We start from the raw sequence: 13,741 nt of genomic DNA on the forward strand, positions 1-13,741 counted from the left end.
CCGGTCCCGGCAGGCCGGGCTGCGGCTTCCGTGCCCGCCCTTGACATGGCAAGCACTGTCTCAAGATGCCAATGGTGACAAACAACACTTGGCCAGGTCAATGATGTATCGCCAAGACAATTTCAGCGTGCCCACACATGAAGCCAAAACGCGTATGCAAGTGGGAGAAGACAAAAAGATGTCAGCACCCGCAACCGTCGCCTTCAATCCTGCGTTGACACTTGGTTGACACTCAAGCCGCAGGCAACAAAAAAGCCACCGCATCGGGTGGCCTCAATGTCCTGATTTAACAGGGGAAATTCTGGTGGCGCATCCCTGATTCGAACAGGGGACCTGCGGATTATGATTCCGTCGCTCTAACCGGCTGAGCTAATGCGCCATGCTGACCAGAGAAATAAAATCTCGACCAACGAAGATCGCTATCTTAGCATAAAAAACTTTTCGTGTTCAAGTCGAATGAAATTTTTCCAGGCAACCAGACTGCCGACCGCAGTTCGTTCCTTACCCTTGCTGCGACAGCTCATCCTGCTCCAACTTCAGCAGCAAAGCCTGCGCCGTACTCAATGACGCACTGATGGTACTGATCTCAGTCATCACGGCATCAATCTGAGCCTGCGTACTCTCATCAACCTCACCGTTCTCATCGGTAGAGGCAGACTGCTGCAACCTCGCCTGCTCAAGCTGCTTTTCCTTGAGTCGATCTTCCAGCTCCTTGATCTGTTTCTTCAATAGTTCCTTTTGATCCTCGGCAGCCGTAGAACTTCCACTGTTACCACTTTGCTGAGCCCCAGCAGCCTGCCCACCGCCTTGAACACCCGCGCCAGCTTGCTGGCTGCCGGCAGACAGTGCACGACCTTCCTCCGAAATACGCACCTCGGTAGACGAGGTCACGCCTGCCGTATCTTCGGATGCCGCAACATCCTCAACCTGAACATTATCCTTCTGGACAGTCTGTGAATCCGACGCTGTATTCACGGCACCATAGCTGGATGCGCCAATCGCTGAAATGCTATTCATATGGGTAAACCTGTTGGGAGAAACAGTCAAAGAAACAAACTGAAATATTATTGTACTCCTCTGCCATCCTATACTTTTGGTATGAATCAAAACGAATACATCCAGACGCTCACAGGCATTCTGCAGGCACATGCAGGCGCTGCCGGCCAGACCATTCGGTCGCTCGTAGCGGTATTGCCCCCCAAGGCACAAGCCATTCATTTTGCAATCCATCCGGATCAGGATGGCTGCGGCACGTTTTCCGTAGTCGCCAGTCTGGACGGCCCGGATCTGTACGTGTTGAACAAGGCTATCGATCCACATCGCTATCTGTTTGACGTGCGCTATACCAGCACCGGCGTCGAGCCGGCCGTGCCCTTGTTCGACCCGGATGACACCGAGTTCGACGTACAGAACACAATTGTCGACACCGCCATGCACTGGGTAAGCAACCTGTGGCACAACTGGGCCAGCCAGCATTCTCCGCTCCCTGCCGTGGTCTATGGTGAAGAGGGCTACGGCACGCTGCAACCCATTCTGTTGCCATCGGCAACCGGCACCCAGGCCTACTGACTGCCTGACCAGACTGAAGTCTGAACCCGCCGTACTGGCTGCGCTGGTACAATCTCGCGATTTGCAACTTACTGGTAGCTTCGCGTCATGGGTTTTGAACAACTTGCCGCACTCAAAGAACAACTGGCCGCCCAGGCAGCCGAAAAGCGGCAGCAGTCGCGCAAGGCTGCCCCCGCCGGCAAACCGCGCAGCGAGCGGCCGACCCGTGACGGCAAGGCTGCGGCACGTCCGCAGCGGCCTGCACAGCGACGCGAGCAGCCGGATGTCGATCCGGTCGTACTGACGATCTCCAAGCTACAGCGCCTCTACCCCAAGACCTTTCCCAAAAAGCCTGAACCCAAGGTCGCGCTCAAGATCGGCATCCTCCAGGATCTGCTTGCACAGGCCGACAGCATCAAGCTGACCGAAGAAGAAATCCGTGCAGCGATCAAAACCTGGTGCGAGGGTAGCCGTTATTGGTCCTGCATGATCGAAGGTGCCGTGCGCATCAATCTGCAAGGGGAAGCCGAAGGACAGGTCACGGCACCGGAGGCCGTACGCGCCAAGCAACTGTCGGCACGCCGTCGCCGCAGTGCCATCCAGGCCGCCAAGGGTGCGCGTCAGCCCGGCAAGAATACGGACGAGACTGTTGCCCCAGGTAGCGAGACCAAATCAACCGCGGAAACGACCACGATCGAAACGGCTGTCATCGAGGCCCCGCTGGCGACAGCACAGCCTTCGCCTGAACAGCCAGCCACGGATATCAATGCACCGGACAGCGATTCCACACCCTCTGACCAGGCAGCCACAGACAGCGCGGGGTCACAGTGAGCGATACCTCAAAGCCAAACGCCACTCCGGATGAGTCCTGGGGCTTTCTTCATCCCGAATGCCATGGACAGAATGCCCTGCTGTTTTTCAGTTGGGATCTGGCGCGCACCATCGAAGAGCAATTCCGCCACCACGCCGAGGCCGGCATGGGGCAGCAGTTGCACGAAGCGCAGGAAGCCGTGGATCGACTGCTCAAGCAATATGTGATGATCCAGGCCAACCCCAAGGCATTCGAAGGCCAGAGTATCGTGCTGCAAATCGAACCGGCGCAAAGCGACGAACAAGGCACCCCTATATTGGCGCTGCGCACGTCACCGGAACTGGAAGCCCTGCTGCTGCAGGTTCAGCAACTGCACCGCCAGTCAGCCACCAGCCTCAACTGATCGACAGCAGCATCACTGCACCGGACAGGGTCAGCATACCCAGCACGATCTGCCGAAAGCGCAGGTCGCTGATCCCGACATATACCCGCGTACCCATCAGCACAGGAATAACCACCACCGCCGACACGGCTGCCATGTAAGGCAGCATGTCGGTCGTGACGATGCCTTGCGTGACATACATCAGCATCGCCACGCTCAACATGGCCAGATTGAAGTTCTGGATAATGCCGCGCTGATGATCCTTGGACAGGCCGCGCAACGTGCACCACAGTGTCGGCAAGGTACCGGTAAAGCCGCCCAGTCCACCCATCACCCCCCCCGCCCAGCCAACCACAGCATCGGCCAGTCGCCCTCCAGACGTGATACGCGGAAAGCGTGAGATCAACAGCATGGTCGGGCACCACAGCACCAGGAAAGTACCGAGAACCAGCTTGAACAGATGCATATCCAGATAAGGGACGACCCACACACCGACCGGCACCCCGCACAAACCGCCCAGCAGAAACGGCCATAGCGCCTGCAGGTCCCAACTCCGCCGCACAAACACAGCCGCCAGTATCTGCCCGGTCAACGCTCCAGATACCGCCAGTGTGGCGGCCAGAGCCGGATCCAACATCCAGGCCCAGATCGACATGGCCGTCAGCCCGAACCCGAACCCAGAAAGGCCCTGCACGAACCCTGCCAACAATGCACCACCCACTACCGCCAGCCAGATCACATCCACTCCTGCGATACTTTCGAATCCAACCCAGCCATTCTAGGGCAAAATACCAGTCCAGACAGTGCCATCCGCCTCCCTCATGACCGAGCCCTTGCCCGCAGACATTCTCGCCGATCCGCCGCCGCAGCGCCCCGAGCCCCCCGGCCCGAATGAATGCTGCCAGAGCGGCTGTGATCCCTGTGTCCTGGATCTCTACGCCGAAGAACTCCAACAGTACCGGGAAACGCTGCGCCAATGGCAGGCGCGCCATCCCGAAGCCAACCAGGAATCCCAATCATGAGCGCCCCAGCCGCAGGACCCGTGTATGACCTGCACAGCCACTCGACCGTTTCCGATGGGGTACTGCGACCGGCCGACGTGGCTGCACGCGCACATCGCAACGGAGTGCAGGTCTGGGCACTGACCGATCATGACGAAACGGGTGGCCTGGCCGAAGCGGCTGAAGCAGCCTCGGTGCTGGGCATGGACTTTGTACCAGGGGTGGAAATATCGGTGACCTGGGCTGGCCGCACAGTGCATGTGGTCGGCCTGAACATCGACCCCGGCCATGTCGAACTCAATGCCGGCTTGGCCTCCACACGGGCCTGCCGGGCGGAACGCGCGCAACGCATGGGCCAGCGACTGGCGGAACTCGGCCTGCCGGGCTGCTATGAGGGTGCCCTGCCCTATGCCGACAACCCTGAACTGGTCAGCCGCACCCACTTTGCCCGCTATATGGTCGACAGCGGCCTGTGCCCGGATCTCAGGAGCGTATTCAACCGCTACCTGGCAGACGGCATGCCGGCCGATGTACCGATACGCTGGGCCAGCCTGGAAGATTGCGTGACGTGGATACTGGCTGCCGGTGGAGTGGCCGTGCTGGCCCATCCGGGTCGCTACAAATACAGCGAACTGGAATTCGACGCACTGTACGGAGTCTTCCGTGACCTGGGCGGCAGCGCGATCGAGGTGATTGCCGGCGGCCATACTCCCGAACAGTATGTGGAATATGCCCACATTGCCCGATACTACGGTTTTCTGGCCTCGACGGGTTCTGACTTCCACAGCCCAACGGAAAGCCGAGTGGACCTGGGGCAGTTGCCGCCCCTGCCTCCCATGCTGACACCCGTGTGGACCGCCTGGTCCTGAACGACACGCCCTGCAACACAGCAGGGCCGTGCCATGACTGGCCTGCCCGGATTCAGGCGTTGGCCAGGAGCTGGGCCGATACCAGGCGCGACAATTCGCCCTGCGACATCACACCCAGTTGCTCGGCGGCTGCGCCCACGGAGATTTTCTCGCGCAGCGCCAGCTTGACGATCTGAGCGGCCTTTTCGTAGCCGATGACAGGATTCAGCGCCGTTGCCAGCGTAACCGACTCGGACACGCGCCGGGCCAGCGCCTCTTCGTTGATGGCGATCCCTTCGATGCAGTTGACCTGCAGGGTGCTGCAGGCTGCTGCCAGATGTTCCAGACTGCGGAACAGTGCCCAGCCCATGACCGGCTCGAAGGCGTTGAGCTGCAGTTGACCGGCCTCGCTGGCCATGGCGATCGTGACATCGTTGCCGATCACCTCGAAAGCCACCTGATTCACCACCTCCGGAATCACCGGATTGACCTTGCCGGGCATGATGGAAGAACCTGCCTGGCGGGCTGGCAACAGGATATCGCCAATACCAGTCTGGGGACCGGACGACAGCAGCCGCAGGTCATTGGAAATTTTGCTCAGTTTGCAGGCAATCTGCTTGAGCACCCCCGACATCTGCACGAAGGCTCCCGTATCCTGCGTGGCAGCGATCAGGTTACCAGCTGCCCGCACCGGTACGCCACTGACTGCAGCCAGTTCGGGCGCAACCCGATCCACGTAGGCCTGGGGTGCATTAATGCTGGTGCCGATCGCGGTGGCCCCCAGGTTGATCTCCAGCATCAGCTCGCGGGACTCCTGCAGACGGGCCTCTTCAGCGGCCAGCATGCTGGCGAATGCCTGGAACTCCTGGCCCAACGTCATGGGCACGGCATCCTGCAACTGTGTGCGGCCGATCTTGACAACGGCATGAAACTCGGCCGCCTTGGCCTCGATTGCCCCGCGCAGTGCGGCCACGGCCTCGATCACCCGGCCCGCGCCCATCCAGGCAGCCATGTGCAATGCCGTAGGATAGACATCGTTGGTACTCTGCGATGCATTGACATGATCGTTGGGATGCAGCACACCATACTGGCCCCGGCTTTCGCCCAGGTGCTCGAGCGCACGGTTGGCGATGACTTCGTTGGCATTCATGTTGGTCGAGGTGCCGGCACCTCCCTGGATCACATCAACCACGAACTGGTCATGCAACTGCCCAGCGATGATGTCGTCGCAGGCCTGCTCGATAGCCTCTGCCAGGCGAGCATCCAGGGCACCGCAGGCAGCATTGGCGCGAGCGGCTGCCTTCTTGACCCAGGCCAGTGCCCGGATGAAATCGGGATAGCTGCCGATCTGTTGCCTGCTGATCGGAAAATTCTCGATGGCACGCGCCGTATGCACGCCCCAATAGGCGTTTGCAGGCACTGCTTTTTCACCCAGGAAATCCCGCTCGATGCGGGTTTCCGCCATTGCAACCGACGTAGTCATCTCGACATCCTCGAAAAGAATCACAAGCCGCTGCCTTAGGGCAGCGGATCGCGAGATGATACGCCCCTTTTTTATTGTTATTTATGCCTTGCCGACAATGAACTGTCCCTTATTATTAAAAACTCACTCTCCGGAATATGTAAACCGTCCCTCTTTAATGGTCCCCATGACTCTGGCTCGTGCGTCAAATCCCTGGTGATTATCCCTGTCGATATTCAACACACCATTCGGTACGGTCAAATCTCGGGTGTTTTCCAGCGCATCGCGCAACGCCTGGCGGAATGCCGGCGTGCCAGGCTCGGCATCGCCTGCCGCCAGTGCACGCGTAGCGGCAGAATTCAGCAGCATCCAGGCTCCCCAGGCATCACCGGCAAACTGGGTCATGGTGTGAGGGCCATATTCCGTCTCAAAGCGCTCGGTGAAATCCAGCGCAACCGGCTTGACCGGATTGTCGTCAGGCAAATCCCTGGCCACCACGCCGGGACCGGTCGGGAACAGGGTATTTTCAACATCCTTGCCACCGATCTGCAGGAACTCCAGCGTACCGATCCCGTGCGTCTGATAGATCGGCCCTGCATAGCCACGCTCCAGCAGCGTTTTCTGCGGCAAGACCGTAGGCGTACCCGCGCCAGCGATGAGAATGGCATCGGGCTTGGCCGCCATCAGCTTGAGCACCTGCCCGGTCACCGAGGCATCGGTTCGCTGATAGCGTTCCTGTGCCACGATGCGCGGCCCGCCTTCGGCGGCTGCCTTGCTGAATTCGTCCCACCAGCTATCACCATATGAGTCGGCAAAGCCAATGAAGCCAACGGTCTCGATACCCTGCTCGCGCATGTGCTCAATCAGGGCGGTCGCCATCAGGGAATCATTCTGGGGCATTTTGAATGCCCACTGTCGCTTGGGATCACTCTGTGGCTCCACGATCACCGCAGAAGCTGCCAGCGCCACCATCGGCGTACCGGTTTCCTGCAGCACATCCAGGCCAGCCAAGGCTGCGGCCGTGGTATTGGGACCGACAATGGCATCGACTTTTTCTTCCGAAGTCAGCTTACGGAAATTGCGTACGGCTCGACTGACATCGGTACCGTCATCCAGCACGATATAGCGAGCAGGCCGCCCCCCCAGGGTCTGCGGCCACAGGCGAATGGCATTCTGCGACTGGATGCCGATAGCGGCGGCCGGCCCCGTGCTCGACAGCACCACCCCTACCGTGACAGGTTCATCGGCCGCACGGGCAAGCGGCATACCCAGGGTCATTGCTCCAGCAAGCAGGCCACATCCGAGCGCGCGGCGTTTCAGATTGATCATTCCCATACCCATTAAAAGTCCAATGCCATATTTTGCCTCATAACGTTCTTTCGCAACTGTAAGTCTTGGACCCTGTCGGCTCAACCTATGCTCATCAGGCTGGCATTACCGCCTGCCGCAGCCGTATTGACGCTGAGAGCACACTCGCTGACCAGCCGGTCACAGGCATAGCGCGCTCCCGACTGTATCTCGCCGGTAGTCAGCCCCTGCACCGACAGGATCGGACCGGGCCGGGCTGCGATGCGCTGATTCAGGCACAACAGCGCATCGCTGTCGCCCTCGAACAGCACGGCATGAATACCGTCAAGCGTGTCGATATCACCGTCGCCCACCATGCCGATCTGCGCACGCTCGGCTTCCGGCAGGGCGGTCCACCATTGCTGCACGACACCATTCCCTGCCAACATCGCCCGGTTGCCGCAGGACTTGGCCGCATCCCACTGCACCTGCGCCCCTTCGGCAGTAGCAGCAACACACAGCACGGTACCGCGTGGCCGCAGTATCCAGGCATTGCGCTCACCTGTGGGCCCAGGCAACGCCTGCACGCAAGGCAATGCCTGCGCATCCGGCACGATCGATTGCAGCGCCGAGGATGGTCGCACCGACAGCAGGCGGTACAGGTACAGCGGCCCACCCGCCTTCGGCCCCGTGCCGGACAGCCCTTCCCCACCGAACGGCTGCACACCGACCACGGCACCGATGACGTTGCGATTCACGTAGATATTGCCGGCCCGTATTCGCTGCGTGGCGAACTCGATCATCTCGTCGATGCGCGTATGCACACCGAAAGTCAGCCCGTAGCCAGTGGCATTGATATCGTCGATCAGCGTACCCAGCGCCTCGCGCCGGTAGCGCAGCACATGCAGCACCGGACCGAACACCTCACGCCCCAGACGCGATACGGTATCGATCTCGATCAGGGTCGGGACGACGAATGTCCCTGGCAATCCCTGCTCGGGCAGTACGGCCTGATCCACGACACAGCCCTGCGCACGGCAGGATTCGATATAGTCAAGAATGGCCTCCTGTGCTGCCTGATCGATCACCGGCCCGACATCCGTCTGCAGCCTGTCTGGATTGCCGATGATCAGTTCCCGCATCGCTCCGCGCAACATGGTCAGTGTGCGATCGGCAATTTCTTCCTGCAGGCAGAGCAGCCGCAGCGCCGAGCAGCGCTGTCCCGCCGAATCGAAGGCAGATGCCAGCACATCGGCCACGACCTGCTCGGCCAGGGCCGATGAATCCACAATGAGGGCATTCTGCCCGCCGGTTTCCGCGATCAGAGGAATCGTACGGCCGCGATCATCGAGTCGTTGCGCCAGGGCGCAGGCAATGCCCTGCGCCACTTCAGTCGAGCCGGTAAACATCACGCCATGGACTCGCCGGTCGGCCACCAGTGTGGCACCGACACGTTCTCCATCGCCCGGCACCATCTGCACGGCCCCCCGCAGGATGCCGGCCTCGTGCAGGATGCCGATCATCTGCGCCGCCACCAGGCAAGTCTGCTCTGCTGGCTTTGCAAGCACCGTATTACCGGCTGCCAGTGCCGCCGCCACCTGCCCCGTGAAGATCGCCAGCGGAAAATTCCAGGGACTGATGCACAGCACCACACCAAGCGGCCGGTGTGTATCGTTGGAAAAGGATTGCTGGATACGATCCGCGTAGTAGCGCAGGAAATCAACCGCTTCCCGGACCTCGGCCACTGCGTTGGGCAAGGTTTTTCCCGCTTCACGCACGATCAGCCCCAGCAGATGCGGCATGCGTGCCTCCAGCAAGTCAGCGGCGCGCATCAGGCACTGGGCCCGCTCCGACACAGGTGTGGATTGCCAGATCGGCGCGCTGTGCGTCGCCATGCGCAAGGCCCGCTCAAGCTCGTCAGGGCCGGTATCCATGACATGACCCACGATGTCCCGGTGATCGGCAGGATTCGGCACGGCACGGCTGCGACTATCGTCCCAGGCCGTTTCAGTATCTCCCAGCACCGGCGCTGCACGCCAACTCTGCGTGCCACTGCCCAGCAAGGCCGGTGCCAGCGAAGCCAGGCGCTGCTCGTTGTCGAGATCGATGCCAGCCGCATTGAGCCGCCCCTGACCGTTGATCCTGAACAGATCCCTGGGCAAGGGAATCCGCTCATGTGGCAGACCGGGAGGCGACAGCTTGAGCGCCTGCCCCACTGGGTCGGCCACCAGCGTGGCAATATCGATATTGGCATTGCCGATCAGGTTGACGAAAGAGGTGTTGGCACCATTTTCGAGCAGCCGTCGCACCAGGTAGGCCAACAAGGTTTCATGCGTGCCGACCGGTGCATAGATACGACAGGGCCTGTTGAGTCCACCCTGCGCCACCGGCCCCACGATCTCTTCGTAGAGCGGCTCGCCCATGCCGTGCAGGCACTGGAATTCGTACTGACCGGCATAATAATTCTGTCCGGCCATATGATAAATGGTCGCCACCGTCTGGGCATTATGCGTGGCGAACTGGGGAAAGACTGCCTCGGGCGCAGCCAGCAGCTTGCGCGCGCAGGCCAGATAGGACAGGTCGGTGTAGACCTTGCGCGTATAGACCGGATAACCCTCCAGACCATCGATCTGGGCACGCTTGATCTCGCTGTCCCAGTAGGCCCCCTTGACGAGCCGCACCATGACACGGTGCCGGCTGCGACGTGCCAGGTCGATTACATGATCAATTACGTACGGCGCCCGTTTCTGGTACGCCTGCACCACGAAACCGATACCATTCCAGCCCTGCAGGGTGTCATCAAAGCACAGCGCTTCAAGCAGATCGAGTGAGATCTCCAGCCGGTCCGACTCCTCTGCATCGATATTCATGCCGATATCGTAGTGACGGGCCAATTGCGCCAATGCCAGCACACGGGGCAGCAACTCGGCCATGACCCGCTCCTGCTGGGCGCGGACATAGCGCGGATGCAATGCCGAGAGCTTGATGGAAATGCCCGGCCCATCGTAGATGCCACGCCCGTTCGATGCCATACCGATGGCATGGATCGCCTGCTCGTAGGCACCGTAGTATCGCTGAGCATCCTCCGATGTGGTGGCCGCCTCGCCCAGCATGTCATAGGAATAGCGAAACCCCATGGCTTCGAACTTGCGGCTGTTGGCGAGCGCTTCGGAGATACGCTCTCCGGTCACGAACTGCTCGCCCATCATCCGCATGGCCATATCCACACCCTTGCGGATCAAGGGCTCGCCGCCTTTGCCGATCAGCTTCGTCAGCGCCCTGGACAGACTCTGCTCGCTGTTGGTACTGACCAGCTTACCAGTCAACACCAGCCCCCAGGTCGCCGCATTGACAAACAAAGATGCGGAATGCCCGACATGCGCCTGCCAATCTCCGCCGCTGATCTTGTCGCGGATCAAGGCGTCGCGCGTGGCGCGGTCGGGAATTCGCAGCAATGCCTCGGCCAGGCACATCAGGGCCACGCCCTCCTGGCTCGACAGGGAAAACTCCTGGACCAGCCCTTCCACGCCGCCGCTGCGCCGCTTGCCGCGCAAGGCCACCACCAGCGTCTCGGCCAGCGCAGTCACCCGGGGCGTCACCAGATCGCGTGCCTGCTCGATCAGCAATGGCACGCACTCGGGTTCGGGACGACGATAGGCCGCAGTGATGGCGGCGCGCAGCACGGATTGCGCCGCCACCCCCTGGGCAAATTCGAAAAAAGGTTGCTGAATGGCCTGACCTGCGGGCAGTGCCAGGGCAGTAGCACCGGCACCGGCCTCGAGTTGCACCCCATCCTGCCCCAACAGGTGGACCAGCTCCGGCGGCAGTCGACCTGCCTCGACCTGCTCAAGATAGGCGATCACGGCCTGTTTGAGAAACCAGTGAGGCGTGCGGCCCAGTTGCTCCGCCGCTGCCTTCAACCGTTCACGCAAGGCACTGTCCACCTTGATACCCAGCGTCGTACTGGCCATGTCTCTGCACCTGAATTTTAGTATTGAATCAATCAGATAACAGAGTATAAGGCGAGGTGCAACCCGACCTGATCGGTGTTTACCCTAGGGTTGCACCTCACATCAATCGGTCAGCGCAGCCTCCTGCTCGGCCACGGCCTGCGGCGCATCGGGAAACGACAGGAACACCTTGTCGTGCTCATCGAGATCCACCGTGACATTACCGCCCGACGCCAGCCTGCCGAACAGTAGCTCATCGGCCAGCACACGCCGGATCGTATCCTGGATCAGACGCTGCATGGGACGCGCGCCCATCTGCGGATCAAAGCCATGTTTGGCCAGATAGCCGCGCAGACGCTCGGAAAACACGGCATCAACCCGCTTTTCGTGCAACTGATCTTCAAGCTGCATCAGGAACTTGTCGACCACGCGCAGGATGATCTGGCGATCAAGCGGCGCGAATGGAATGATCGAATCCAGCCGATTACGGAACTCGGGCGTGAAAGCACGCTGAATATCCGCCATTTCGTTGCCCTGCTTGTGCGCCCCGGAAAAACCGATGGCGCGACGATTCATGGCATCGGCACCGGCATTGGTTGTCATGATCAGGATGACATTGCGGAAATCGGCCTTGCGCCCGTTATTATCGGTCAACGTGCCATGATCCATCACCTGCAGCAGGATATTGAATACATCCGGATGCGCTTTCTCGATCTCATCGAGCAGCAGGACGCAATGAGGCTGCTTGGTGACAGCCTCGGTCAGCAAGCCTCCCTGATCGAAACCGACATAGCCGGGAGGGGCCCCGATCAGGCGCGACACAGCATGCCGCTCCATATATTCAGACATATCGAAGCGCAGCAGCTCGATGCCCAGTGTGAAGGCAAGCTGGCGGGCCACTTCGGTTTTGCCCACGCCTGTCGGCCCCGAGAACAGAAAAGCCCCAATCGGCTTGTCCGGCTTGCCCAGCCCCGAGCGCGCCATCTTGATGGCGGCTGCCAGAGCTTCAATAGCCGTATCCTGGCCAAACACCACTGCCTTGAGGTCACGTTCGAGCGTTGCCAGACGGTGGCGGTCATCTGTCGACACCGATTGCGGCGGAATGCGAGCCATACGCGAGACAATGGCTTCGATTTCACCCTTGCCGATCACTTTTTTCTGGCGCGATTTGGGCAACAAACGCTGAGCGGCACCCGCCTCGTCGATGACATCGATAGCCTTGTCGGGCAGGTGCCGGTCGTTCAGATGGCGGGACGACAGTTCCGCCGCAGCCACCAGGGCAGCAGCCGAATAGCGTACGCCGTGATGTTCTTCGAAACGGGTTTTCAGCCCCTTGAGGATCTGAATGGTCTGTTCGACACTGGGCTCGGGCACGTCGATTTTCTGGAATCGACGCGACAACGCCTGATCTTTTTCGAAAATCCCGCGATACTCGGTATATGTTGTCGCACCGATGCACTTGAGCTGCCCGGACGACAGGGCCGGCTTGAGCAGGTTGGAAGCATCGAGCGTACCGCCCGAGGCCGAGCCGGCCCCGATCAGTGTATGAATCTCGTCGATGAACAACACCGCCTGGGCCGTATCTCGGATCTGCTTGAGCACGGCCTTGAGGCGCTGTTCGAAATCCCCGCGATATTTTGTACCTGCCAACAACGCACCCATATCGAGCGCATAGATACGCGCATCGGCCAGCACGGAAGGCACATCACCCTGGGTAATCCGCCAGGCCAATCCTTCGGCGATGGCAGTCTTGCCAACGCCAGCTTCGCCCACCAGCAGCGGATTGTTCTTGCGGCGGCGGCACAGCACCTGAATGACGCGCTCGACCTCTTCATCACGACCGATCAGCGGATCGATACGACCATCCTCGGCCTGCTGGTTGAGGTTCTGGGCATATTGCTCAAGCGGGGTCTGCTTGCCATCGCTTTCGGCCGCGCCCCCCGGTGCCGAAGCAGGACGTGGACTGGCCGCCGGTTCCTCGGGTGCCGCAACACGCGTGATGCCATGCGACAGGAAATTGACCACATCCAGCCGCGTTACGCCCTGCTGCTGCAGGAAGAACACGGCATGGGAATCCTTTTCACCGAAAATCGCCACCAGCACATTGGCACCATTGACGGCTTTCTTGGAGGTGCCGCTGGAGGACACATGCATGATCGCGCGCTGGATGACACGCTGAAAGCCGAGCGTGGGTTGAGTATCGACCTCATGCCCTTCGGGTACGACAGGCGTATTCTCGGCCACGAACTGCCGGAGGTGTCGCCTGAGCTCGTCGACATTGGCCGCGCAGGCACGCAGCGCATCGACCGCAGCGCCATTGTCGAGCAGCGACAACAGGAGGTGCTCGACCGTGATGAATTCGTGCCGTGCCGAACGTGCCTCGACAAAGGCCAGATGCAGACTGACTTCTAGTTCCTGGGAAATCACGCTTCCTCCGTCATTCTCTGAAGCG

11 protein-coding genes and 1 tRNA gene are annotated in these 13,741 nt (G+C 60.4%); 5 read left to right on the forward strand and 7 right to left on the reverse strand.

Going from position 1 to position 13,741, the window contains the following annotated elements; genetic code table 11:
* Window positions 1–302 precede the first annotated feature (302 nt).
* Together DD235_RS07970 and DD235_RS07975 are read right to left on the reverse strand one after the other, a co-directional pair.
* Window positions 303–379 (reverse strand) — tRNA-Met (locus DD235_RS07970).
* A 122-nt stretch (window positions 380–501) separates the two neighbouring features.
* Window positions 502–1,017 (reverse strand): DUF5320 domain-containing protein, encoded by a 516-nt coding sequence (locus DD235_RS07975; RefSeq protein WP_109061557.1) that lies wholly within the window; start codon window positions 1,015–1,017, stop codon window positions 502–504.
* 81 nt (window positions 1,018–1,098) lie between these two features.
* Between DD235_RS07975 and DD235_RS07980 the strand changes: the two genes are divergently transcribed.
* The 3 genes from DD235_RS07980 (at window position 1,099) to DD235_RS07990 (ending at window position 2,762) form a co-directional block, all read left to right on the forward strand.
* Window positions 1,099–1,569 (forward strand): DUF6389 family protein, encoded by a 471-nt coding sequence (locus DD235_RS07980; RefSeq protein WP_109061558.1) that lies wholly within the window; start codon window positions 1,099–1,101, stop codon window positions 1,567–1,569.
* An 87-nt stretch (window positions 1,570–1,656) separates the two neighbouring features.
* Window positions 1,657–2,379, forward strand: coding sequence for a ProQ/FINO family protein (locus tag DD235_RS07985; protein WP_109061559.1), 723 nt, complete (start codon window positions 1,657–1,659; stop codon window positions 2,377–2,379).
* On the forward strand, window positions 2,376–2,762 hold the full coding sequence (locus DD235_RS07990) for a hypothetical protein (protein WP_109061560.1): 387 nt from the start codon (window positions 2,376–2,378) through the stop codon (window positions 2,760–2,762). The genes DD235_RS07985 and DD235_RS07990 overlap by 4 nt, the downstream gene beginning before the upstream one ends.
* Here DD235_RS07990 and DD235_RS07995 read toward each other — a convergent pair.
* The gene (locus DD235_RS07995) at window positions 2,755–3,486 is read right to left on the reverse strand and encodes a sulfite exporter TauE/SafE family protein (protein WP_109061561.1); all 732 of its coding nucleotides are present in this window, start codon (window positions 3,484–3,486) and stop codon (window positions 2,755–2,757) included. The two genes, DD235_RS07990 and DD235_RS07995, sit on opposite strands and share 8 nt — an antisense overlap.
* Before the next feature lie 76 nt (window positions 3,487–3,562).
* Here DD235_RS07995 and DD235_RS08000 point away from each other — a divergent pair, with 76 nt between their 5' ends.
* Entirely contained in the window at window positions 3,563–3,763 is a 201-nt protein-coding gene (locus DD235_RS08000) for an oxidoreductase-like domain-containing protein (RefSeq protein WP_109061562.1), read from the forward strand.
* Window positions 3,760–4,611, forward strand: coding sequence for a PHP domain-containing protein (locus DD235_RS08005; RefSeq protein ID WP_109061563.1), 852 nt, complete (start codon window positions 3,760–3,762; stop codon window positions 4,609–4,611). The genes DD235_RS08000 and DD235_RS08005 overlap by 4 nt, the downstream gene beginning before the upstream one ends.
* A gap of 52 nt (window positions 4,612–4,663) precedes the next feature.
* Here the strand turns inward: DD235_RS08005 and DD235_RS08010 are convergent, their stop codons facing one another.
* The 4 genes from DD235_RS08010 to clpA form a co-directional block, all read right to left on the reverse strand.
* The gene (locus tag DD235_RS08010; RefSeq protein ID WP_239990090.1) at window positions 4,664–6,073 is read right to left on the reverse strand and encodes an aspartate ammonia-lyase; all 1,410 of its coding nucleotides are present in this window, start codon (window positions 6,071–6,073) and stop codon (window positions 4,664–4,666) included.
* Between the two features lie 123 nt (window positions 6,074–6,196).
* Entirely contained in the window at window positions 6,197–7,330 is a 1,134-nt protein-coding gene (locus tag DD235_RS08015; protein ID WP_109061564.1) for an ABC transporter substrate-binding protein, read from the reverse strand.
* A 131-nt stretch (window positions 7,331–7,461) separates the two neighbouring features.
* Entirely contained in the window at window positions 7,462–11,310 is a 3,849-nt protein-coding gene (gene putA / locus DD235_RS08020) for a trifunctional transcriptional regulator/proline dehydrogenase/L-glutamate gamma-semialdehyde dehydrogenase (RefSeq protein ID WP_109061565.1), read from the reverse strand.
* 102 nt (window positions 11,311–11,412) lie between these two features.
* Window positions 11,413–13,716 (reverse strand): ATP-dependent Clp protease ATP-binding subunit ClpA, encoded by a 2,304-nt coding sequence (clpA, locus tag DD235_RS08025; RefSeq protein WP_109061566.1) that lies wholly within the window; start codon window positions 13,714–13,716, stop codon window positions 11,413–11,415.
* Between the last annotated feature and the right edge of the window lie 25 nt (window positions 13,717–13,741).

Origin of the sequence: Corticimicrobacter populi (assembly GCF_003123725.1) — a bacterium.
Taxonomy (GTDB): domain Bacteria; phylum Pseudomonadota; class Gammaproteobacteria; order Burkholderiales; family Burkholderiaceae_B; genus Corticimicrobacter; species Corticimicrobacter populi.